The sequence below is a fragment of the Kocuria sp. KRD140 genome (assembly GCF_017168375.1).
GTDB classification, from domain to species: domain Bacteria; phylum Actinomycetota; class Actinomycetes; order Actinomycetales; family Micrococcaceae; genus Kocuria; species Kocuria marina.
This window is the reverse complement of record NZ_JABFAW010000005.1, coordinates 98,680-120,961: the sequence shown is the minus strand read 5'-3', so window position 1 is coordinate 120,961 and position 22,282 is coordinate 98,680. Positions and strand designations below refer to the sequence as shown.

The window sequence follows — 22,282 nt, the reverse complement described above, 5'->3', positions numbered from 1 at the left end:
TGAGCAAGTGGTGGTGAAGCAGGGCTGGGTACCTCCACCGTAGATGCCGGGGGGCCAAATAATAAGGGGGGTGATGGATCGGGTTCTGCCCGGTCATGGCACCGTTCCTTTCCCTTACCGAGCCGGACCACGCGCCGTCGCGCGGACATGACAGGCTGGTGCCATGAATGATTCCGCTGCAACAGTGCTCCTGGCCGGCTGCGGGGACGTGGGGACCGCCCTGGGATTGCGCCTCGCCGAACGCGGAGTGCGCGCGGTGGGCGTGCGGCGCCGCGCGGACGCGCTGCCCGAGCCCATCGAACCGGTCTCTTTGGACCTCACCGACCCGGGGGAGGCCGTCCTTCCCGCGGCCGACGCCGTGGTGGTCACCCTCACCGCCGACGGCCGCGACGCGACCGCCTACGAACGCACCTACCTGGGTGCGCTGCGCGGGTTGCACCTGGCCCTGCCGTCCGACGCCGCGCCGCGCGTGGTGCTCGTGTCCTCCACGGGCGTCCTGGGCGGCACCGACGGTGAGGTCGTCACCGAGGCCACCCCGCCCGACCCTCAGCGCGCCACCGCCCACGTGTTGCTCGCCGCGGAGGAGCTCGCTGCCGATCTCTTCCCGGACCTGGTCATCGTGCGCCCCGCGGGGATTTACGGGCCCGGCCGCACGTCCCTGATCGAGCGGGTCCGCACGGCCACGCCTGTCACCCACCGGCGCGTGACCAACAGGATCCACCGGGACGATCTCGTCACGGTCCTCTCCACCGCGCTCGACGCTCCCGAGCCGCCGCGGTTGCTGCACGCCGTGGATCATGACGCCGCTCAGCTGGGTGACGTCGTCACGCACCTCGCGGCGCGGCTGGGTGTCGCGGTGCCCCCGGACGACTCGCCCGCGGGGGAGGGGCCGCTCGGCAAGATCATCGACGGGGCGCTCGTGCACTCCCTGGTTCCTCGATCCCGGTGGCGCTACCCCACGTTCCGGGAGGGGTACGACGCGCTGCTGGGAGCGTCGGCGCCGCAGGAGCGCGACGCCCACGCCGGGCGAGCCTCCGGCGATGCCGCCGGGTGTGACGCCTGGACTGGGCGGGGCGCGTCGTCGAACGCCACGACCGAATCGCGAGGTGCGTGAATGGCCGCGGAGACCCACTGGTTGCTTCCCATCAACCCGGCCGCTCACGGGCAGCACATGCCCGCCGACTGGCGCACCCGCCAGGACGCCACGGCGGTGTGGGAGGCGATCGGGCGCTCGCAGCCCGCGGATCGGTGGTGCCTGCGCGCGGGCTACCGAACCATGACGGCGGGGGACACCATCTGGGCCTACCTGTCCCAGCGGCAGGAGCTGTGCGCCACGGGCGCCGTGCGGGAAGTCGTGCGGGAGGGCGATGAGTGGTTCGTGCTCGTGGACTGGGACGTGGAGCGGACCGCGCAGCTGTGCCGGACCCCGATCCCGCGGGAGGTTTTCGGGCAGGTGCCCATGTCCGTGAGTCGGGCGGGGGAGGGTGCCGTCGGGGCGCTGCGGGCCGTATCGCGCCGGGCAACCTGACGCAATGTCGCTAATACCTCACGAGTAGGTACTTCGGGGCGTTTCCGGGAAGTGTGACGCTTTGTGACGACAACCTGGACGTTGCCCCCGGGTGAGGAGTTGAGTATACGGAGTCTTTTTCGATCCCTCATCTCATCGTCCCTTCCTCCGAACGCGCCCTCTTTCCGGTGCGCGGGAAACTGGTACTCACCTATGATCCTCACCGGACTTGTCATCGGCGCGCTGCTGGGCATCGTCATGCAGCGCGGCCGCTTCTGCGTCACCGGCATGCTGCGGGACATCTTCCTGCAGAAGTCGTGGCGGACCTTCGCCGCGCTGCTCGTGGTGATCTCCGTGCACGCTATTGGTCTCACCGCCCTGACCTCCGCCGGCGTCATCTCCCCCAACTACCCCTCCTTCGCGCCCCTCGCGGTGATCGTGGGCGGATTCATGTTCGGCATCGGCATCATCCTGGCCGGCGGGTGCGCCTCCGGCACCTGGTACCGCTCCGGCGAGGGCCTCGTGGGCTCGTGGATCGCGCTGGCCATGTACGCGCTGTCCGCGTCCGCCATGAAGACCGGCGTGCTCAAGGGCTTCAACTCCGGCATGAAGCAGTGGGACACCGGGCTCACCACCATCCCCAGTGCCCTGGGCGTCTCCCCGTGGCTGTTCGTGATCGTCCTGGCAGCGGTCACCGGTGTGATGGTGCGCCACTTCCTCAACCGCGAGAAGAACACCGTGAAGCCCGCACGGCTGAACGGCCGCCCCGCATGGAAGAAGCCCCTGCACGTCTACACTGCCGGCGCGCTCGTGGGTCTGCTCGGCGTCATCGCGTGGCCGCTGTCCGCCGCGACCGGCCGCAACGACGGTCTGGGCATCACCACCCCCACCGCCAACCTGCTGAACTTCCTGGTCACCGGAGCGGACGGGAAGCTGGACTGGGGTGTGATGCTCGTGCTCGGCATCCTGGTGGGCTCGTTCATCGCCGCCAAGTCCACGGGTGAGTTCCGCGTGCGCGTGCCGGACGCCACCACCACGGTGCGCTCCATCGCGGGCGGCCTGCTCATGGGTGTGGGCGCGGCCCTGGCCGGTGGCTGCACAGTGGGCAACGGCATGGTCCAGACCAGCCTGTTCACGTTCCAGGGCTGGGTCGCGCTGCTGTTCATCGCCCTGGGCGTGGCCGTGGCCACCAGGATCTGGCTCAAGCCCACCGTCACGCAGCCCGCCACCGGCGAAGACGGCACCTACTCCACTGCTCAGAGCCTGGACCACACGGTGGGCGCCACCGCACCGGACGACAACTCGATCGACGCCGCTCCCACCGCGGGGGCTCCCCGCACCTCGGGTGCGAACGTGTTCTCGGGCTTCGCCGCGGCACCCGCCGCGCTCATGGTCAAGGACCCGGCAGGTGCACCGTCGAAGAAGCTCACAGGCCTGGGGGACGGCTACTATGCCTTGGACTCGCTCGGTGCCGTGTGCCCGTTCCCGTTGATCGAGGCCAAGGATGTCATGCAGACCCTTCAGACCGGTGAGCACCTGGTGATCGACTTCGACTGCACCCAGGCCACCGAGGCCATTCCGCAGTGGGCGGCCACGGACGGCCACGAGGTCACCGACTTCATGGAGAAGGGCGACGCCAGCTGGCAGATCACCCTCAAGAAGGGCTGATCCACTCAGAGTCCCCGCTCACGACACCGCCGCGCCACCTCTGCGTTCCATGGACCCCGCACGCCGGGGGCCGAGGCAGGGAGGGCGCGGCGGCGTCGTCGTACCACCGGAACAGTGCGGAGCGTGGGCCCACCGGGGGGCGAGCGCTCCGGAGGCGTCGTGGTGTGCGCCCCGTGACTCAGGCGCGAGAGTCCTTCCGGGCGCGGTGGCGCATGTCCCGCAGGGCCACGGCCAGGGCGAGGAGCACCACGAGCACCACAACGCCCAGTCCCGCCGCGATGCCCACGGACCAGCCCTGGCCGGCGATCACTCCGTACGCCACCGCGGTGATCATGGCGATGCCCACGGCAGTGCCCACGCGCTGGCCGGTCTGCATCACGCCACCGGCGCTGCCCGCGTACTCGAGTGGCACCTCCGCGAGCGTGAGTGTCTGGTTGGGGCTCACCACGGCGCCCTGGCCGAAACCCACGAAGCCCAGAGTGAGCACGAGCCACCACTCGCTGATGTGCCAAGAGTTGTGCAGCAGGATCACCGCCATGCTCAGCAGCAGGCCCACGACCACGCTGAGCATGCCGAGCACCACGATCTTGCGGCCCATCCGGTTCACGCGGCTGCCGGCCAGGTTGGAGGCCACCGCGCTCGCCAAGGCATTGAGCAGGCCCACGCAACCGGCGGCCAGTGCGGTGTGGCCGAGCCCCTTCTGCATGTAGAGGGTGACAAGCACCCACACGCTCGTGATGCCCAGGAAATACAGCGAGATCAGCAGGGTGCCGTTGAGGAAACTGCTGACCCTGAAGATGTCCAGGTCCACCATGGGCTGGTGCCCAGAGGCCTTGAAGTGCTTCTCCCACGCGATCCACAGGGCCAGGAACATGGCGGCGACCGCGAGTAGGGCCCACACCCACGGGCTCGTGCCGGGGGAGCCGGCCTCGATGAACGGGAGCAGGGTGGCGAGCAGCGCGATGCCCAGGAGCACCGAACCCGTGGGGTCCATCTCCCGCAGGGCGTGGCGGATGGTGGTGCCCTGGGGCCTGCGCAGCAGCGGGCGGGGGAACCAGAGGAACGCGAGCACGAGCGCGACGACGCCCACGGGGACGTTCACCATGAACAGCCACCGCCAGCCCTCGGCCGCGCCGCCCGTCTGGATCAGCAGACCTCCCAGGACCGGGCCGATGGCCACGGAGACACCCACAGCGCTGCCCAGCATTCCGAACGCCTTCCCGCGCTCTGCGCCCTTGAAGTACTGCTGGATCATGGCCACGCCCTGCGGGTTGAGCAGCCCAGAGCCCACACCCTGTACGAAGCGGGCCACGATCAGCATGGTGGGATCCGGTGCCAGGCCCGCGGCGATCGAGGACAGCGTGAAGATGGCCACCCCGAGTATCCACAGGAACCCACGCCCGAACACGTCCCCGGCGCGGCCGCCCGCCACCAGGACCACACCGAAGGTCAGCGCGTAGCCGGAGAGGATCCACTGCAGCTGGGACTCGGAGGCGCCCAGTCCCTCCTGGATGGAGGGCAGCCCCACGTTGATGATGCTCACGGCCACCAGGGACATGAAGATGGCCACGAGCAGCACGGCCAGGATCCGCCACCGCCGCGGATCCGTGCCGTGGGCGTAGCCCCGGTGGGTCTGCGGATCCGGGCGCGGGCTGAGGATGGGCAGCTCGCCGGTTCCCGTGGCCGGGGAGCGTTCGTGCCAGGTCTCGCCGGGGTCCTGATCACGGTGGGAGTCAGAGGTCATGAACGCATTATGGGCCCGGTCTCAGACGCGCTGGGCGATGTTTCCCTGCGGCGGATCGTGCCGGACGCATGCACCCCGGTGCTGTCCCAGTGCCGTCCCGGGGGCGGTTTTGGCGCGCGGGACAGGGGGGCGTCATCCTGGAGGCATGACAGTTGAACTGGTGATCCTGGGCCTGGTGGTCGTGACCGCACTGGCTTTCGACTTCACCAACGGATTCCACGACACCGGCAACGCCATGGCAACATCCATCGCCACCGGTGCGCTCTCACCCAGGACGGCGGTTGCACTGTCCGCGGTGCTGAACCTGGTGGGGGCGTTCCTCTCCGTGGAGGTGGCCACCACGGTGACCAAGGACGTCCTGCTCATCCAGACCTCGGACGGCGGACTGGTTCACGGCCTGGACCCCACTCTCGCGCTGGTGCTGATCTTCTCCGGACTCATCGGCGGCATCCTCTGGAACCTGGCCACCTGGCTGTTCGGTCTGCCCTCCAGCTCGTCGCACGCGCTGTTCGGCGGGCTGATCGGCGCCGGCCTGGCCTCGCTCGGCGTCGCCGGGGTCAACTGGTCCGGTGTGGTCCAGAAAATCCTCGTCCCCGCCGCCCTCGCCCCGTTCATCGCTGGGTGCGTGGCCGCGGTGGGAACGGCGCTCGTCTACCTCATCAGCCGCGCCGCCTCGAACCGCCACAAGGACCGCGGCTTCCGCTGGGGACAGGTGGGAACAGCGTCGATGGTGTCTCTCGCGCACGGCACGGGTGACGCGCAGAAGACCATGGGCGTGATTGCCCTCGCGCTGATCGCCCACGGGAATCTGAGCGTCCAGGGAATCGAGGACAACGGGCTGCCGCCGTGGATCATCGTCACGTGCGCCGTGGCCATCGCGCTCGGCACCTACCTGGGCGGCTGGCGCGTGATCCGCACCCTGGGCAAGGGACTCGTGGAGATCGAACCGCCGCAGGGCATGGCCGCGGAGGCTTCCTCGGCCGCGATCATCCTCACCTCCAGCCACTTCGGCATGGCGCTGTCGACGACGCACGTGGCCACCGGATCCATCCTCGGTTCGGGCGTCGGCAAGCCCGGGGCACGGGTGCGCTGGGGCGTGGCCGGGCGCATGGTGGTGGGCTGGTTACTCACCCTCCCCGCCGCGGCCGTGGTGGGTGCGGTGTGCTTCATCATCGCCCGGGCCGTGGGCGGGTTGCCGGGAGCCGTGGTGATCTTCCTGCTCCTGGCGGCGGCGTCCGCGGTGATCTTCCTTCGCTCCCGGCACCAGAAGGTGGACCGGCACAACGTCAATGCCGAGTGGGACGAGAACACCCACTCCGTGGCCCCCGGTGACCCGGACCGGGCCGACACCCAGGAGGTGGCTCGCTCATGATCGCCCAGATGGCGAAATCTGCCCTCGCCGTGCTGCTGGCCGGGCTCTGCTTCGGCGCCGGACTGCCCGCGCTGTTCACGGTGGGCATCGCCCTGTGGAGCCGCGCCACCCTGCCGCCGGGCCCGGACGGCACGGCGCGCAGGAACGCCGTGGCGCTCGCGGGCGCCGTGCTGTGCTTTGCCATCGTGCTCGCCGCCGTGGTGATCGGGGTCCTGTGGATCACCCGGAAGAGCTTGGACCACTACCTAGGGATCTCGGTGTTCGGATGATGACCTTCGACGCGGCGCTGGAGCACCTCCGAGCCGCCTATCCCCAGGGTGTCCCCGAGGACGCGCGCCCCGTTCTGGCGGAGCTGCTCGTGCGCACGGTGGGCTCCCGCCGCGCGGAGCGCCTCCTGGAGGCCCTCGAGCTCCCCAGCCATGACACGCTCGTGGCCGCCTCCGCGTCCGCGGAGCAGCTCGCCGACGTCGCCGCCACCCTCGCGCGCGCCGGCTGGCCCCTCGCCGGGCCGGGTCCGGATGCCCCCGTCCGGCAGCCAGGCTACGTGGCCCGCGCCATGAACTGGCTGCGCGCGGACTACCCCCACGGCGTGCCCGCGCAGGACTACCTCCCGGTCCTGGCGGTGCTGCGCCCGCAGCTCAACGACGAGGACATGGCCGCGATCGCCGAGCAGCTCGCAACGGACGCCCGCACTGAGGGCACCTCCCTCTCCGAGGCGGACGCCCGCGCTGCGATCCACCGGGCCACGGAGGACGAGCCCAAGCCGGAGGAGATGGAGCGCATCCGCGCGATGCTCGCCGCGCACGGCTGGCCGCTGGAGGAGCCGCAGGATCCGGCCGCGGATCCGGGGCAGACCGAGGAGACCCGCTCGTAACCACCTACCAGGGCGCGCCCGCTGCGAAGGCCGGGTGTGTGGGCATCGTCTCGCGCGACGTCGCGCGCATGGGCTACGGCCTGGGGAGCCTGGCGCGGGCGGCGTCGTCCGGGGCGGACCGGGACGCCGTGTTCTACGCGAGCAAGGTGGGTGCCCGGCCGCTCCCCGAAGGACCCGCGCCCATGACGGCCGCCCAGAAGCCCTCCGAGCTGCGCGACGCCGTCCACGAGAACCTGCGCTCGCTCGGCACCGACCACCTGGACGTGGTCTACCTGCGGCGCATGGACATGCAGCCCGGGCTCGTCATCGAGGACCCCCGCGCACGCGAGATCGCAGAGCAGCTGGGGGTGACCCCCAACCAGGTGGGACTCGCGTGGGTCCTGGCGCGCTCGCCGTAGTCACTCGTCATCTCGGGTACGGCCAGCCCGGACCACCTCCGCGAGAACGTGGAGGCGGCGGGAGTGCACCTTCCTGACGAGGTGCTGCGGGAGCTCGACGCCGCGGCATGAGGCGCGCGGGAGTCTCCCGGCGGCGCCGTGCATCTGAGGCGGGAAACGACTGTCCGGTGGCATGGAAGCCGGGCACTTCCCGCCCCAGATGTCGTCGGGGCGGATCAGGAGCGGCGAACCGCGCGGATCAGCCCGGGTTCATCGCCCGTGGCGCGCCCATGCCCGGATCCACCTGCGTGGGGCCGCTGGCGGAGGGGCGGATGTCCACGTCGAAGATCTCCGTGGGCAGATACACCGTGGCGCACGAGTTGGGGATGTCCACCACACCGGAGAAGCGGCCTTCGATGGGTGCGGCGCCCAGCAGCAGGTACGCCTGCTCCTTGGACCAGCCGAACTTGGCGAGGTAGTCGATCGCGTGCAGGATCGCGCGCTGGTAGGACAGGTGGGAGTCCAGGTAGCGCTGCTCGCCGTCGAGCGTCACGGACGTTCCGGAGAACGCGAGCCACTCCGAGTACACCGGACCGTTGCGCCCGGGCATGAAGATGGCGTTCTCGCTCACGCCGTAGGTGTCCATGCCGCCCTTGATCACGTCCACGTGGATGTCGATGAACCCGCCCATCTCGATGCCGCCGCAGAACGTGATCTCACCGTCCCCCTGGGAGAAGTGCAGGTCACCCATGGAGAGGTTCGCCCCGGACACGTACACCGGGTAGAACACTCGTGAGCCCTTGGTGAAGTTCTTGATGTCCTGGTTGCCGCCGTTCTCGCGCGGGGGAGCCGTGCGGGCGCCCTCGCCGGCCACGCGGTCGAAGTCGGTGCCGGTCAGCGAACCCAGGATCGCGGCGTCGGGTTCGGGTGGCAGAGCCAGCGGGGGCACGCGCTGCGGATCGGTGGCGATCAGATCGCCCTCGCGCTTGTTCCACGTTTTCAGCAGCTCGGAGGACGGCGCGGTGCCCATGAGACCGGGGTGGACCATGCCCGTGAACTTCACGCCGGGGATGTGCCGGGAAGTGCACTCGCCGCCGCGGAAGTCCCACACGGCCTTGTAGGCGTCCGGGAACTGGTCCACCAGGAAGCTGCCACCGTTCTTCTGCGCGAAGATCCCGGTGTAGCCCCAGCCCTGCCCGGCCAGCGGCCCCTCCTCCTGCGGAATGGGCCCCACGTCCAGGATGTCCACGATCAGCAGGTCACCGGGCTCCGCGCCCTCGATCCGGAACGGCCCGGACAGTGCGTGCACCCGGTTCAGGGGTGCGTCCCGGATGTCGTCCGCGGAGTCGTCGTTCTTAATGGCGCCGTCGAACCACTCGCGGCAGTCGATGCGGTAGCTCTCGCCACGTTTGAGCGTGGCCACGGGCGGGATGTCCGGGTGCCAGCGGTTGTGGCCGGTCAGCTTCTGCTCGGTGAAGGGCTTGGTCGAGTCCAGCGGGAAAATCACTTCTGGCATGGTCCGTGACCTTTCTGGAGAGCCCCGCGGGCGGTTCCCGCGCGGCAGTGCGGGGAAGCTACGGCCGCGGCAGCTTCGCGTGCCGGGGGTCCCGGGTCACGGCCGGGGCCGCGCCGGGGGCACCGAGCTGGCGGGGCAAAGATCGGACGACGTCTGGCACGTCAGCCGTGCGGGCAGCGTCGTCAATCACGCGTGCCCGGGCAGAGTTCGCGCGGGACAGGCCCACAGCGGAGAACACGCGCCGTGCGTCCGCGCCGCACGCGGGACAGTCCTGGGAGCGCGGCACTTGCGCCATGGCGTGGTGGGCGTCGAACGGCCCGCAGGCCTCGCACCGGAACTCGTAGACGGGCATGGACGCTCCCTTCACGCGTGTAAGCCACAATACAACCCGGTCTGAAGAGGGGACAGGGCCGGGGGCTGCCCTGCGGGAGGCCGGACGCGCAGGGAGAGGTCCTGCCCCCGACAACCCAATATCCAGCGGCAGAGCCTCCCCGCAAACGCGGCGTTCCGCACCGCGCGTCCCCGCCGCGCGCGGGGAGACGCGCGGGCGACGTCGTGCCCCGCCCCCGCGCGTGCCGGTCAGTTCAGCGGACCCACCGCGGACTCGACCGTGCGCACCAGGCGCCCCGAGGCCACGTACTCCTCGGCGGCCTCGATCTCCGGCGCCATGAAACGGTCCTCACCGGGTGCGCCCACGCGGCCGTCCACATCCGCAATGACCGCCGACGCCGCCGCGCCCGGTTCCAGGGGAGCGCGCAGGGCGATAGCGCGGGTGGAGGTGAGCAGCTCGATGGCGAGCACGCGGCGCAGGTTCAGCACGGCCTGACGCAGCTTGCGGGCGGCGTGCCAGCCCATGGACACGTGATCCTCCTGCATGGCCGAGCTCGGGATCGAGTCCACCGAGGCCGGCACCGCGAGGCGCTTCATGTCCGAGACCAGCCCGGCCTGGGTGTACTGGGCGATCATCAGCCCGGAGTCCCTGCCCGGGTCCTGCGCGAGGAACGGGGGCAGGCCGTGGGAGCGGGCCGGGTCCAGCATGCGGTCCGTGCGGCGCTCGGACATGGAGGCCAGGTCCGAGATGGGGATGGCCATGAAGTCCAGCACGTAGGCCACGGGGGCGCCGTGGAAGTTGCCGTTGGAGCTCACGGTGCCGTCGTCCAGCACCACGGGGTTGTCCACGGCCGCGGCGAGCTCCTGCTGCGCGATGTTCAGGGCGTACGCCACGATGCCGGAGTCTTCCAGCGCCTTGAGCATGTTCGCAGCGGCATACTTCTGGCCCGGGTGGGGGCGCAACGGCTCGTGCAGCTCGGGGACGAACACGCCGTCGGGCCTGGTGGCGCGCCCTTCGCCCATGAGCACGAGCGCGCAGTGGGAGAGGGGCGTGAGGTCATCCGGGAGATCTGTCGGCGCGTGGCCCGCAGCGAGAAGCTCGCGCTGGTGGACGTGGTCGAACTGCTACCGGCACTCGATGCGGACGGGCGCACCGCGCGCACCGCCGCTGGACGACCACACCGCGCTGATCACCCTGCCCCGTAGCTGATCCCTGCGCTCCAAGAGCCCCGGCCCATCTGCGAGCCGGGGTTCTTCCACGCCCGTACGGCGACGCCGCACCGCCGGGTCCGCGCGCAACCTCGCCTTCCCGGGTACGGACTACCGGGCGGTCGCCGGGAAGGCGGGGGCAGCGGCATCGTGCGCGGGAGGAAGTGCACTGTCCACGCCCGCGGCCACGAGGGCGACGATCTCCCGCATTCGCTCGAGCACCAGGCGCAGCTCGGCGCGGCCCTGGCGGGCGCGGTTGAGCTCTGCGAGCCCACTGGTCACGATCATCCGTGCGCCCACATCCAGAGGCGTAGTGCCGGCGTGCGCGGCGGAGCGGCAGCCCGCGAGCATCCGCGCGATGTGGATCTCGAGCTTCTCCACCAGCACCAACACCTCGCGGCGGTGGGGGAGGTCCTCGCCGAAGAGAATCTCCCGCGCGATCCACACGGTGGTCTCTGGCCAGTGCACGGCCATGTCGAAGACCGGGGCGAGTGAGTCCATGATGGCGTCCACCACCGCAGCGGGGGAGCGGTGGCCGGGGTCGGGGGTGGCGTCCAGGGTGTCGTTGATGTGGTCCGCCCAGATGTTCTCGGTGACCATCATCAGCAGCTCCGCCTTGGTGGCGGCGTACTGGAACACGGTGCCCGCGGCCACGTCCGCGCGGGAGGCGACCTCGCTCATGGACATCTGCGCGTAGCCCTTCTCGCTCATGAGCGAGCGGGCGGCGGCCAGGATGCGGGCGCGTTTCTGCGCCTTGGCGATCTCGCGGCGCCCGGGGCCGCGCGGGCTCACGCGGGCGGCCACGTGTTCCAGGGGGTGTGCTCTGCGCCGGGGCGTCGGGTTCTGAATTTTCTCCACCGGATAATTGTATTGCACTCAAAATTGAGTATGCTCAATTATGAACGCAGGGAGCGCCAAGGTGACGCCCCCGCGGAAGGAGGAACGACATGCAGTTCACAGCAGGCAACTACGAGGCCTTCATGCGGCCCCGCCCGGCGGAGCACGCACAGGACACCCGCGCGTGGATCGTGGGATCCGGTCTCGCCGGACTCGCGGCGGCAGTGTTCTTGGTCCGGGACGCCGGCGTGCCCGGCGAGAACGTGACTGTGGTGGAGAAGGGCCGGCTGCCCGGCGGTGCCCTGGATGGGTTGGACGTGCCCGAGAAGGGGTTCGTGATCCGCGGCGGGCGTGAGCTCGAGAACCACATGGAGTGCCTGTGGGACATGATGCGCTCCGTGCCGTCCCTGGAGATCGAGGGCGCGTCCGTGCTGGACGAGTTCGCGTGGCTCAACCGGGACGACCCCAACTACTCCCTGCGCCGCGCCACCGTGAAGCAGGGCCAGGACGCGGGCCACGAGGGCAAGTTCGACCTCCCGCAGCGCGCCCAGAAGGACCTCCTGCACATCTTCCTGGCCACGCGTGAGGAGATGGAGGGCAAGCAGATCCAGGAAGTCATGAGCAAGGAGTTCCTGGCTTCCCCGTTCTGGATGTACTGGCGCACCATGTTCGCGTTCGAGGAGTGGCACTCCGCGCTGGAGTTCAAGCTCTACCTTCACCGCTTCGTGCACCACATCGGCGGGCTGCCGGACTTCTCCGCGCTGAAGTTCACCAAGTACAACCAGTACGAGTCCTTCGTGCTGCCCCTGATCTCCTACCTCACCGAGCGCGGTGTCACCTTCCAGTACGACACCGATGTCCGCGACATCGACTTCGCCCACCGCAACGGCGAGATCCGTGCCACCGCGATCCACTGGGTGCGCGAGGGCTCCACCGAGACCCAGGAACTGGGTGAGCACGACCTCGTGTTCACCACCATCGGATCCCTCGTGGACAACTCGAACGACGGCGACCACGCCACGGCCGCCACGCTAGACCGCGGCCCCGCCTCGGCCTGGGACCTGTGGAAGCGGATCGCCGCCAAGGACCCGTCGTTCGGGCGCCCCGAGGTGTTCTGCTCATCGATCGACGAGACCAAGTGGGAGTCCGCCACCGTCACCACCTTGGACGAGCGGATCCCCGAGTACATCCGCAAGATCGCGCAGCGGGACCCGTTCAGCGGCCGGGTGGTCACGGGCGGGATCGTCACGGCGGAGGACTCCTCATGGCTGCTCAGCTGGACCGTGAACCGCCAGCCGCACTTCAAGAAGCAGCCGAAGGACCAGGTCGTGGTGTGGGTCTACTCGCTGTTCGTGGACACTCCCGGTGACTTTGTGAAGAAGACCATGGCTGAGTGCACGGGCGAGGAGATCACCCAGGAGTGGCTCTACCACATGGGCGTTCCCGTGGAGGAGATCCCGGAGCTCGCGGCCACCGGCGCCAAGACGGTTCCCGTGATGATGCCGTACGTGACCAGCTTCTTCATGCCCCGCCACGCGGGGGACCGCCCCCGGGTGGTGCCCGAGGGTGCCCGCAACTTCGCGTTCATCGGCCAGTTCGCCGAGACCGGCCGCGACTGCATCTTCACCACCGAGTACTCGGTGCGCACCGGCATGGAGGCCGTGTACCAGCTCATGGGCGTGGAGCGCGGAGTTCCCGAGACGTGGGGCAGCACCTACGACGTGCGCGTGCTGCTCGAGGGCCTCACCCGGCTGCGGGACGGCGAGAAGGTCCGGGTCCCCGGGCCGGAACCGCTGCGCAAGCGGCTGCGTCGTCGGCTGGAGAACGGCGAGGTGGGAGAGCTTCTCGAGGAGTACGGCGTGCTGTGATCCTCAGCGCGGGCTGAGCGACCCTGCACGGGTGCACCCGGAAGCCGTCACAGTACGTGGCACAGCTTCTGGGCCAGCATGTGCAGGGTCTTCCTGTCCCTGGGGGACATGTCCAGCTCGTCCAGCAGCTCGCGCTGCATCCCCGCGGCCGGTTCCTGCAGAGCACGCCCGGCGTCCGTGAGAGAGATGACCACCGAGCGTTCGTCCTGCTCGCTGCGGCGGCGGGTCACGAAGCCCGCCGCCTCCATGCGGCGCAGCAGCGGGGAGAGGGTGCCGCTGTCCAGGGCGAGGGTCTCGCCCAGCTGGCGGACCGAGCGGTGGTCCTGCTCCCATAGCACAAGCATCACCAGGTACTGCGGGTAGGTCAGCCCGATGGCCTTGAGAGGTTCACGGTACGCGCTGGTCACCTTGCGCGAGGCAGCGTACAGCGCGAAGCACAGCTGCGTGTCCAGGCGGAACTCGGGATCCATGCGCACCATGGTACGGGAGACGCCCACCACGGCGGGGTTGTGGAACAACGAGGGCACGTCGCGTATAGCTGTGGCCCGGCTCACAGGGTGTCCGCATCCTTCCGCTCTGCCCTTCCCCCAACAGCACGGAGACCCCGGTGCCGGAGCATGACCACGACCGTACGTCCACGCCGGCCGGAGGATCCTCGGTGACCGCAGCCACCGCCGCGCTGGCTGCTTCGGTCTGCTAGTGACACCGATGATGGCGGTCATGCTCACCGGTCAGCGGATCATGCTGATCATCACCCAGTGGCTGGTGTACCCGCTGATCCTGATCTTGCTGGGCGTGACCCTGTACCTGATTCCCACGTGGAACTTCAGTGCGTTCCGGGGTGTGCCCGCGCCCGGGGAGTTCCTGATGTCCGTGTGGCTGGTCATCCCGGTGCTCGTCTTCGCGTTCAACCACTCCCCGGCCATCTCCCAGTTCTCCGTGGCCATGAAGCACGAGTACGGGGACCGCGCGAGCGAGCGGGCCTCCGTGGCGGCGTTCATCTTTATCACGGGTTGGATCGCGGCCGTGGCCAACCCCAGCATCCTCTCGCTCATCGAGTCCCTGGCCGGGCCCGTGATCGCCGTGATCCTCTACCTCATGCCCATGTACGCCATCCGCAGGCTCCCCGGGCTGGAGCCCTACCGCGGGAAGATCTCCAACGTGTTCGTCACCGTGGCCGGCATCGTGGTCGTGAGCGGGATCGTCTACGGGCTGCTGCCCTGAGTCCCCGCCCCGGTAGGCTCCCACGCCCGGGCGGCGACGCCTGACCCGTGGACGACGCCGCTCCACACGGCCCCGCGCCCCGGCGCACGGGTGCCGGGGAACCGGCGGTGCGGCGGGGTCGTCCGCGGCGGGACCTGCGGGATCACTCGTTCGACGGAATCACTGGCCCGGGGCGCCGCCGGGACCGCCCGCGCCGCCCGGTGCTGCGGCGGCCGTGGGCTCGGTGCTCGTGTCGATGGGGACGTCGATCGTCACCGTGTACCCCTTGGCCACGCTGCCCGAGACCTTCGGCATCTGCATGTCCACCCCGTCCGAGAAGACGTTGTCCGTCTCCAGGGTGATCTGGGACATGTTCGTGGCGGAGTCCGGGTAGCGGGAGTCCTTGTAGACCGTGTTGGCCATCTCCTCCGGCAGCGCGATCTGCGAGGTCAGCACCGCGTTGGTGGCGTCCGTGATCGAGCCGATGTCCGGGAAGACCTCGAAGTGGATGTGCGGCCAGCGGCCCGCGTAGCAGCCCGGGACGATCGACGTGAAGGTGACCTTGCCGTCGTCACCCACCACCTGGACGCCGCGCAGGTACGTCTCGTCCTCCACGCCCTCCGAGTACATGGAGTAGTTGCCGTCCGGGTCGCAGTGCCACACGTACACGGCCGCGCCCGTCATGGGACCGTTGTCCTTGACCATGTCCACGATGTTCATCGTCAGGGTCATGGCTACGCCGTCCACCGCGGCGCCGCCGTCGATGCTCGCGGTGATGTTGCTGCGCTCCACCCCGGAGACGTCCAGCGCGTCCGCACCGTTGGAGCCGTCACCGGGGTAGGGCCCAGCGGTCTCCTGCGGCATCTCCTCGTCGTAGGTCTTGGAAGGCGATGGCGTGGTGCTCGCGGTCTCGGACGCCGATGCCGTCGCGGAGGCGGAACCGGACGAGCTCGACGTCGTGGTGCCCGTGCACGCCGCCAGTGCGAAGACGCTCGCGCCGGCCCCGAAGATGCCGAGCGCGCGGCGGCGGTCGATCAGCGTTCCGAGGTCGAAAGCGAGGCCCTGGTCCTCTACGTCCTCGTGGGGGCGGTCCAGGACCCGTCCCTCGAACGTGCCGGCTGCGGTTGCGGGGAGGGCCCCGGAGGCGTCGTGACCCTCGTCGCGGGGGTGGCCGGTGTCAGGGCCGCCGGTGTCGCGGTGCCCGGGGTGGTGGCGGCCCGCGTGGTCGCGGTCGGTGTTCTGCGACTGCATGGCGCAGGTCTCGGAGGTGGCCGGGTAGGTGCGGATGCCGCGGCGTCGACGGATCGGGTTCATTACATGCTCCTTCGGAAGGCGCTCACTGGCGCGTCGAACCCCCGACGCTACGGAGCCGGGCTGGATCCACGGCCCGACCGGCCTGTGCTGCGCGTGGGGTGTGCCTGTGCCGGGGCTGTAGATTGACGGGGAGCAGGCTCCAAGCCCCGCGCAGTGCCGGACGGCCGGGGAGGCCGTGCGTGACGTCGTCCGCAAAACCGGCGCGGACCGCGTGCCGTGGAACCGGCGCTACGGCGGGCTGTTGCCGTAGGCCCGACGCTCAGGGCGATCGTGGTGCGCAGCAGCCCCAGGGCCAGCGCGGCCAGTGCCACGATCAGCCACATGGCGCCGCGGGGTGGGAGTGGGTCGGACGTGTTGCGCACGGCGCCGATGCCACACAGGCCGGTGCCCGGTCCCTTCTCACCGGTGGGTGTGCCAGGCTGACAGGTGTCCCTTGACCGGCCTGGAATCCGGCACGTCCCACGCACGTCCCATCGAGGAGTTCGCATGACCACCGTGGTGCTGTTCCGCGACGACCTGCGGGTCACCGACCACCCCGCCCTGCACGAGGCGGTGTCCCACGGTGAGCCTGTGGTGTGCCTCTACGTGCTGGACGAGGAATCCCCGGGCATCCGGCCCCTCGGGGGTGCAGCGAAGTGGTGGTTGCATCACTCCCTCACGTCGCTGGCGGCGGATCTCGCCGCCCTGGGGACGCCCCTGACACTGCGGCGAGGGGCGGCGGGGGAGGTCGTGCGCGACGTCGTCCGCGAAACCGGTGCGGACCGTGTGCTGTGGAACCGGCGCTACGGCGGGCCCGAGCGCGCGGTGGACGCCGGGCTCAAGGACTGGGCCGGGGAGAACGGGGTGGAGGCGCACTCCTACGCCGGGAACCTGATGTTCGAACCGTGGGCCATCACCACGCAGGCCGGTGACCCCTACCGGGTGTTCACCCCGTTCTGGCGCGCGTGCACGAGCGGGCCGCCGCCGCGTGAACCGTATCCGGCGCCGTCGTCCGTGGTGCCCGCCGAGCCCACCCCTGCCTCCGACGCCCTCGAGGACTGGGGGCTCCTACCTACCGCGCCGGACTGGTCGGCAGGGCTGGCCCGCACGTGGACCGTGGGCGAGCGCGCGGCCCACGACCGCCTCGACGACTTCCTCGACGAGCGCCTGCCCACCTATACGCAGGACCGGGACGTCCCGGCGAAACCGGCGACGTCGGGCCTGTCTCCGCACCTGCGCTGGGGGGAGATCAGCCCGCACACCGTGTGGTACAGGGCGCTGTCCGGCGCGGAGAACCCGGGGAAGTTCCTCACCGAACTGGGATGGCGGGAGTACGCCTGGTACAACCTCTACATCCACCCGGACATGGCCACCCGCCCCATCAACCCCAAATTCGAGCGCTTCCCATGGCCTCCGCTGGACGACGACGCGCTCGCCGCGTGGCAGCGCGGGCGCACGGGGATCCCCCTGGTGGACGCGGGCATGCACGAACTATGGGAGACCGGGACCATGCAGAACCGGGTGCGCATGGTGACCGCGTCTCTATTGGCCAAGAACCTGCTGATCGACTGGCGGCTGGGGGAGCAGTGGTTCTGGGACACCCTCGTGGATGCGGACCCCGCCTCGAACCCTCACAACTGGCAGTGGGTGGCCGGTTCCGGGACCGACGCCGCGCCCTACTTCCGGATCTTCAACCCCGAGACCCAGCAGAAGAAGTTCGACCCGGACTTCGTGTACGTGGACCGCTGGAACGGGCGGCAGGAGGGCGTGGAATCCATCGTGGACCTCAAGGCTTCCCGCGCCCACGCCCTGGAGCTGTTCAAGACCCTGTGAACCTCGCACGCTCCGCGCCTACGCTGGCCCCATGAAGATCGCCGTGCTGGGTGCCAGCGGGAGTTTTGGGTCCGACGTCGCCGACCTCCTCGAGGCCGACGGCCACATCGTGGTGCGGGCGAGCCGCCGCACGGGGGTGGACGTCGTGGCCGGTCGGGGGTTGTTGCAGGCCTTGGCGGGTGTGGACGTGGTCGTGGACGCTTTGCACATCAATACGTTCGGTGCCTGCAAGTCCGTCCCGTTCTTCACGCGGGCCGCGTCCCAGACCGTTAAGGCGGCGCGCGAGCAGGGCGTGGGCCGGATCGTGTGCCTGTCCATCGTGGGTGCCGTGGATCCGCGGGTCAACGGCGGTTTCGGCTACTACAAGGGCAAGGCCGCGCAGGAAAGCGTGTACCAGCAGGCGGTGATCCCCTCCACCACGGTGCGCTCGACCCAGTGGTTCGATTTCATTCCCGCAACCACCGGCCTGCTCGCCCGCGGCCCGGTGGCCCTGGTGCCCACCCTTCTCATGGCGCCCGCGCGGCGCGAGGAGGTCGCACGGTTCGTCGCCGAGGTCGCCACCACCCATCGCGAGGCACGTCACGAGATCCTCGCGGTGCGCGGTCCGGAGGTGGACACCATGGCGAACTTCGCGCGCCGCATCCTCGCGGCCGGCGGTGACCTCGCGGGCCGCACGCCCAGCGTGCTGAAGGAAGCGCCGCTGCTCGGCCGGGCGATCGCCCACGGTGGCCTGATCCCGCAGGACGCGTTCGTCACCTCGCAACGCTTCGACGAGTGGTTGCGGACGGAGTACTGAGAGGCGGCACCGCAGCGGCCCGTCGTGTGACGGGTCGATGTCGCGAGGACTGCTACCTCGCCGTCGTCAGAGCATGGTGCGTGGGCCTTTAGCGGGCTGGAGGTCAGCCGCGTTCGATCCCGAAGAAGCCGCGCAGCGCCTGCGTGCCCTCGTGGGTCACCGGTTCCCCGGGCCGCACGTAGGTGTCGGGCGTGAGGATGATGTCTGCGCCTCCGAAAACGGCCCCTGCGGGGACGTGGTAATCGTGGCGATCCGTACCGGTGAAGTCGAGATCGGACGGGAAGCCCTGCAGGACCTCATCCATGTTCTTGCGTATCAGCTGAGCCCGCTGGGCGGTTCTATGTCCCGGAGCTGTAGAGCATTTCTTGCGCATGTTCGCAGTGACCTCCGCGAAGACGTCCTCCGTGCTGTGGACATGGAACATCGCGGGGTTTTCAAGGCGCAACAAGAAGAGCCAATCCATCAGGGTCTTGCTGAAGAGGACGTTGGCATCGACGAAAACTCTTTGCGTCATGGTCCAAATCTCGTGACATCACGTGGGGCACCCGGTTGAAAACAGGGGTGCCCCACGTGTCGCTCACGAACGCATGATCTCAGTCGTCGAAAAGATCGACATCGTCTTCCGCGTCGAGTGCCCGCAGTTTCTCGAAGGCGTCGCGACGTTCCGTTTCCCGCTGTTCCCGCAATTGATGGTCATTGGCGTCTCCCTTCGCGCCGGGTTCGTAAGTGTTTAGCTATACCGTGACACCCATTCACATATACGTGAAATGGCCTGCGGGTTCAGCACTCCAGATCCAGCAGCTTGAGCGTCTCCTCGCGCATCTCCACCTTACGGACCTTGCCCGTGACGGTCATGGGCAATTCCTCCACCACGTGCACATAGCGCGGGATCTTGTGGTGGGAGATCTTCCCTGCGAGAACTGAAGCGCCTTGGGTTTCGTTCCGAGGTTAGGGCACCGCGGGTGCGGTCGCCTCGATCTCGGTGCAAGCAGCTTCGACCTCGGCCGGGGTCCGGTAGGCCAGGGACTCGTGAAGTCGAGCGGTGTTCCACCAGCGGACCCACTCCAGTATCGCGATCTCCACCGCCGTTGCCGAGTCCCACACGCCCCTGGAGTAGATGATCTCCGTCTTGTACAGACTATTGATTGACTCCGCCAGAGCATTGTCATAGGAATCCCCGACTGTGCCGACCGAAGCGGTCACACCCGCGGCGACTAAGGCATCCGTGTAGGCCAAAGATACGTATTGAACCCCTCGGTCCGAATGATGCGTCAGCCCAGAAGACGTCCGACGGGCTCCGCTCGTCAAGAGCGCGTGTTCTAGAGCCAGCAGTGGCAGCCGGTCAGTGTGCAGTGTTGAAGCCACGGCCCAGCCGATGATCTTACGGGTACAGACATCAGTAATGAATGCGACGTAGCAGAATCCCGACATGAGGCGCACGTAGGTGATGTCTGAGACCCACAGCTGGTGCGGGGCGGCAGTGAAGTCACGTTTCACCAGGTCCGGGCGGTGATCCTCACCCTTGGCGGAGTGTTCATGTCCATGAATCGGATCATCTCGTCGTGGGGCGGTCGAGCTCCGCTGCGAAAAAAGCCGAGGCCTTCTTCAGGAATCTCGGAACCAAATCCAGGGCGCTTCAGCGGTCCGTGTGAACCAGGACCGGTCCCGGTGGCTACACCCCCCCCGGAACATGGTCGACTGGGGGGGCAACAATCATGCCGGGACCGGCTGGCTACCTACGCCCTCATCCTCCCGAACTCAGGCGCACGAAAAAGGTAACGGGGAATTCCGGGTGGCCCTCACCGGCCCGTCCCGCATGAAAAGTGAACGCCTAGATTGTGGACAATCTAAATACCGCGACCTACCATCGATTGCGGTCGTACCACCCGGCGTTCAGGGCCGGGGCTCACCGGCCACGGAAAGGACGAGGAATCATCATGAAGGCTATGTACACCGCGGAAGCGCTTGCCCAGGGCGCGGGCCGCAACGGCAGCGTCGCCACCAAGGACGGGTCGCTGCAGTTCGACCTGGCCGTGCCGAAGGAGATGGGGGGATCCGGGAACGGCGCCAATCCCGAGCAGCTTTTCGCCGCCGGGTACGCGGCCTGCTTCCACTCCGCCTTGCAGATGGTCGCCCGCCAGCAGAAGGTCTCGCTCGGTGATTCCGCCGTGGGGGCCCGCGTGCAGATCGGCGACAACGGCGCAGGCGGGTTCACCCTGGCCGTGCAGTTGGAAGTGATCATCCCCGAACTCGAGCACGACGCGGCCCAGGAACTCGCGGACGCCGCGCACCAGGTCTGCCCCTATTCCAACGCCACGCGCGGCAACATCGAGGTCACCGTGACCGTCGTGGAGGATTGACGAGCGCGTCGCACCGCGCCCGATGAGAGCGCACGGCACGTCCCCGGCGTTCTGCGGCCCACTGAGGCCCTGACGGGGCCGTGCCGTGACGCACGGGCGGGGGCCACGAGCCCCACGGCGCCGAGGGGGATGTCACGTCCCCTCGGCGCGACGTCGCCCTCAGACGCTCTCGGGGACGCGCACCTCGGTGCGCAGGGTCGCGGAGCGGCGGTCGGCGAGTTCGCGGCGCACGACCCAGACGACCGCGACGATCCACAGCAGGGCGAGCGCGCCGAGGATCGCGTAGTACGCGGCGTCGCCGGGGAGGCGCGCCTGCACGGCGTCCAGGCGCAACAGGGTACGCGTGTTCGTGAAGATGATGAGTCCGCCGGCGCCGACGGCGAGGATGCGCGGGGCGAGCCAACGCACGAGCCACGCGGCGATCGGCGCGGCCACCACACCGCCGATCAGTAGAGCCAGGACCATGCCGAAGTCGACGCCCTGGCTGCCGAGTGCCATCAGGAACCCGATGGAGGCACCCAGACTGACCACGAACTCGGACGTGTCGATGGATCCGATGACCTTGCGCGGGGCGATCTTGCCGGAGGCCAGCAGGGTGGGGGTGCCCACGGGGCCCCACCCACCGCCGCCGATCGCGTCCATGAAGCCCGCGACCGTGGCCAGGGGGATCAGGAAGAATCCGCGCACCTTGCCCGTGAAGTTCGGGCGCCGCCCGCCGAGCCGCAAGAACCGCCACACCACGTAGCAGCCCAGCAGCAACAGGATCACGGACATCACCGGTGCGGCGGCCTCCCCGGAGAGGGTCAGCAGATGGGCGCCCGCGAACGCGGCGATCCCGCCGGGAACCGCCATGAAGCCTACGACGCGCCAATCGATGTTGCCGAAGCGCCAGTGCGAGAGCCCGGAGGCCAGGGTGGTGCCCACCTCCGCGAGGTGCACTGTCGCGGACACCGAGGCGGGGGTCAGACCCACGGCCAACAGCAGGGTGGATGAGGTCACGCCGTAGGCCATACCGAGCGAACCGTCCACGAGTTGCGCCCCGAAACCCACCAGGGCGAGCAAGATCAATGTACGCACGGTGCGACTCCTGTGCAGTGGAAGGGGTGAGGTCACTCAGCCTAGGAACCGGGCGGGCGCTCACCCAAGGAATGTTGCGCCGTGCGTCACAACGTGTAGTGCGATGACATCCGCTTGACATCGGCCGGGGAACGTCTTCTCTTGTCAATCGTCAGTACGCTGACGAGGATGGGAGGGTCAGCGATTCCGCCGACCGAGACGTCCAACGAAAGGACAGCACGTGGCAGAGAAAAATCCCGCCAACGCGGGCGAGGAATCCATCAAGATGAGCCCCCAGGAAGAGAGTGCGGCCCTAGGTCAGGAGACCCAGACGGACGCCGAACCCGCCGACGAGGGCGTGGGCGCCATGACGGACAACAAGGGCGACGAGCCCGCCACCGAGAACTGACCTGAACCACTACGTGATCGGCCCGTGGCA

Annotated in this window: 22 protein-coding genes and 3 pseudogenes; 15 read left to right on the top strand and 10 right to left on the bottom strand. The window is 69.0% G+C overall.

From position 1 onward, the window contains the following. The first annotated feature begins 163 nt into the window (after nt 1-163). From J1M36_RS06190 to J1M36_RS12735, 3 genes are all read left to right on the top strand, one after another. Nucleotides 164-1,114, top strand: a complete 951-nt coding sequence (locus J1M36_RS06190) for an NAD(P)H-binding protein (RefSeq protein WP_206478893.1) — start codon at nt 164-166, stop codon at nt 1,112-1,114. Beyond that, nucleotides 1,115-1,528 (top strand): hypothetical protein, encoded by a 414-nt coding sequence (locus J1M36_RS06185; RefSeq protein ID WP_206478892.1) that lies wholly within the window; start codon nt 1,115-1,117, stop codon nt 1,526-1,528. Nucleotides 1,529-1,720: 192 nt separating this feature from the next. Then, on the top strand, nt 1,721-3,175 hold the full coding sequence (locus tag J1M36_RS12735; RefSeq protein WP_206478891.1) for a YeeE/YedE thiosulfate transporter family protein: 1,455 nt from the start codon (nt 1,721-1,723) through the stop codon (nt 3,173-3,175). A 178-nt stretch (nt 3,176-3,353) separates the two neighbouring features. Here J1M36_RS12735 and J1M36_RS06175 read toward each other — a convergent pair whose 3' ends face one another. Continuing rightward, nucleotides 3,354-4,919, bottom strand: coding sequence for an MFS transporter (locus J1M36_RS06175; protein WP_206478890.1), 1,566 nt, complete (start codon nt 4,917-4,919; stop codon nt 3,354-3,356). 145 nt (nt 4,920-5,064) lie between these two features. Here J1M36_RS06175 and J1M36_RS06170 point away from each other — a divergent pair, with 145 nt between their 5' ends. The 4 genes from J1M36_RS06170 to J1M36_RS06155 are packed head-to-tail and all read left to right on the top strand — an operon-like array spanning nt 5,065 to nt 7,563. After that, entirely contained in the window at nt 5,065-6,291 is a 1,227-nt protein-coding gene (locus J1M36_RS06170) for an inorganic phosphate transporter (RefSeq protein WP_085106897.1), read from the top strand. Next, nucleotides 6,288-6,560, top strand: a complete 273-nt coding sequence (locus tag J1M36_RS06165; RefSeq protein WP_064845450.1) for a hypothetical protein — start codon at nt 6,288-6,290, stop codon at nt 6,558-6,560. The genes J1M36_RS06170 and J1M36_RS06165 overlap by 4 nt, the downstream gene beginning before the upstream one ends. Further along, nucleotides 6,557-7,165 (top strand): DUF3349 domain-containing protein, encoded by a 609-nt coding sequence (locus tag J1M36_RS06160; protein ID WP_193519227.1) that lies wholly within the window; start codon nt 6,557-6,559, stop codon nt 7,163-7,165. The genes J1M36_RS06165 and J1M36_RS06160 overlap by 4 nt, the downstream gene beginning before the upstream one ends. Before the next feature lie 38 nt (nt 7,166-7,203). Continuing rightward, nucleotides 7,204-7,563 carry an aldo/keto reductase gene (locus tag J1M36_RS06155; protein ID WP_193519228.1) on the top strand — a complete coding sequence of 120 codons (360 nt, stop codon included), beginning with the start codon at nt 7,204-7,206 and terminating at the stop codon, nt 7,561-7,563. Nucleotides 7,564-7,801: 238 nt separating this feature from the next. On the opposite strand, the gene fmdA is transcribed toward J1M36_RS06155, so the two are convergent. The 3 genes and pseudogenes from fmdA to J1M36_RS06140 all read right to left on the bottom strand — a co-directional run. Continuing rightward, nucleotides 7,802-9,058: a formamidase gene (fmdA, locus tag J1M36_RS06150; protein WP_193519229.1), complete on the bottom strand. Its 1,257-nt coding sequence runs from the start codon at nt 9,056-9,058 to the stop codon at nt 7,802-7,804. A 58-nt stretch (nt 9,059-9,116) separates the two neighbouring features. Beyond that, entirely contained in the window at nt 9,117-9,410 is a 294-nt protein-coding gene (locus J1M36_RS06145; protein WP_193519230.1) for an FmdB family zinc ribbon protein, read from the bottom strand. Between the two features lie 227 nt (nt 9,411-9,637). Next, nucleotides 9,638-10,447 (bottom strand): annotated as a pseudogene (locus J1M36_RS06140) (aromatic amino acid lyase); the annotation flags it as partial. Between J1M36_RS06140 and J1M36_RS12725 the strand changes: the two are divergent. Then, nucleotides 10,445-10,594: pseudogene (locus J1M36_RS12725) on the top strand (arginase family protein); the annotation flags it as partial. The pseudogenes J1M36_RS06140 and J1M36_RS12725 sit on opposite strands and share 3 nt — an antisense overlap. Nucleotides 10,595-10,708: 114 nt before the next feature. On the opposite strand, the gene J1M36_RS06135 reads toward J1M36_RS12725, so the two are convergent. Continuing rightward, the gene (locus J1M36_RS06135) at nt 10,709-11,455 is read right to left on the bottom strand and encodes a helix-turn-helix domain-containing protein (RefSeq protein WP_318281310.1); all 747 of its coding nucleotides are present in this window, start codon (nt 11,453-11,455) and stop codon (nt 10,709-10,711) included. A gap of 89 nt (nt 11,456-11,544) precedes the next feature. Here J1M36_RS06135 and J1M36_RS06130 point away from each other — a divergent pair, with 89 nt between their 5' ends. Next, entirely contained in the window at nt 11,545-13,302 is a 1,758-nt protein-coding gene (locus J1M36_RS06130; protein ID WP_098056007.1) for an oleate hydratase, read from the top strand. A gap of 47 nt (nt 13,303-13,349) precedes the next feature. Here J1M36_RS06130 and J1M36_RS06125 read toward each other — a convergent pair whose 3' ends face one another. Next, nucleotides 13,350-13,781 (bottom strand): MarR family transcriptional regulator, encoded by a 432-nt coding sequence (locus J1M36_RS06125; protein WP_206478907.1) that lies wholly within the window; start codon nt 13,779-13,781, stop codon nt 13,350-13,352. 241 nt (nt 13,782-14,022) lie between these two features. Here J1M36_RS06125 and J1M36_RS06120 point away from each other — a divergent pair, with 241 nt between their 5' ends. Next, nucleotides 14,023-14,526, top strand: a complete 504-nt coding sequence (locus tag J1M36_RS06120; protein WP_342358297.1) for a hypothetical protein — start codon at nt 14,023-14,025, stop codon at nt 14,524-14,526. Nucleotides 14,527-14,685: 159 nt separating this feature from the next. Here the strand turns inward: J1M36_RS06120 and J1M36_RS06115 are convergent, their stop codons facing one another. Continuing rightward, entirely contained in the window at nt 14,686-15,819 is a 1,134-nt protein-coding gene (locus J1M36_RS06115) for a 3,4-dioxygenase subunit beta (protein ID WP_241246923.1), read from the bottom strand. Between the two features lie 486 nt (nt 15,820-16,305). On the opposite strand from J1M36_RS06115, the gene J1M36_RS06110 reads away from it, so the two are divergent. Both J1M36_RS06110 and J1M36_RS06105 read left to right on the top strand, forming a co-directional pair. After that, a complete protein-coding gene (locus tag J1M36_RS06110) occupies nt 16,306-17,631 on the top strand; it encodes a deoxyribodipyrimidine photo-lyase (protein WP_131333792.1) in 1,326 nt (441 codons plus the stop codon). Nucleotides 17,632-17,662: 31 nt separating this feature from the next. Further along, nucleotides 17,663-18,427: an NAD(P)H-binding protein gene (locus J1M36_RS06105; RefSeq protein ID WP_206478889.1), complete on the top strand. Its 765-nt coding sequence runs from the start codon at nt 17,663-17,665 to the stop codon at nt 18,425-18,427. Between the two features lie 103 nt (nt 18,428-18,530). On the opposite strand, the gene J1M36_RS06100 is transcribed toward J1M36_RS06105, so the two are convergent. Continuing rightward, nucleotides 18,531-18,941: a hypothetical protein gene (locus tag J1M36_RS06100; protein ID WP_206478888.1), complete on the bottom strand. Its 411-nt coding sequence runs from the start codon at nt 18,939-18,941 to the stop codon at nt 18,531-18,533. A 73-nt stretch (nt 18,942-19,014) separates the two neighbouring features. Between J1M36_RS06100 and J1M36_RS06095 the strand changes: the two genes are divergently transcribed. Next, the gene (locus J1M36_RS06095) at nt 19,015-19,161 is read left to right on the top strand and encodes a hypothetical protein (protein WP_206478887.1); all 147 of its coding nucleotides are present in this window, start codon (nt 19,015-19,017) and stop codon (nt 19,159-19,161) included. Nucleotides 19,162-19,375: 214 nt separating this feature from the next. On the opposite strand, the pseudogene J1M36_RS06090 reads toward J1M36_RS06095, so the two are convergent. Beyond that, nucleotides 19,376-19,987 (bottom strand): annotated as a pseudogene (locus tag J1M36_RS06090) (IS3 family transposase); the annotation flags it as partial. A gap of 377 nt (nt 19,988-20,364) precedes the next feature. Between J1M36_RS06090 and J1M36_RS06085 the strand changes: the two are divergent. Continuing rightward, nucleotides 20,365-20,787, top strand: coding sequence for an organic hydroperoxide resistance protein (locus tag J1M36_RS06085; protein WP_035965673.1), 423 nt, complete (start codon nt 20,365-20,367; stop codon nt 20,785-20,787). A gap of 159 nt (nt 20,788-20,946) precedes the next feature. Here the strand turns inward: J1M36_RS06085 and J1M36_RS06080 are convergent, their stop codons facing one another. Continuing rightward, nucleotides 20,947-21,864, bottom strand: coding sequence for a sulfite exporter TauE/SafE family protein (locus tag J1M36_RS06080; protein ID WP_035965671.1), 918 nt, complete (start codon nt 21,862-21,864; stop codon nt 20,947-20,949). A gap of 220 nt (nt 21,865-22,084) precedes the next feature. Here J1M36_RS06080 and J1M36_RS06075 point away from each other — a divergent pair, with 220 nt between their 5' ends. Beyond that, nucleotides 22,085-22,252 carry a hypothetical protein gene (locus J1M36_RS06075; RefSeq protein WP_167319024.1) on the top strand — a complete coding sequence of 56 codons (168 nt, stop codon included), beginning with the start codon at nt 22,085-22,087 and terminating at the stop codon, nt 22,250-22,252. The last annotated feature ends 30 nt before the right edge of the window (nt 22,253-22,282 follow it).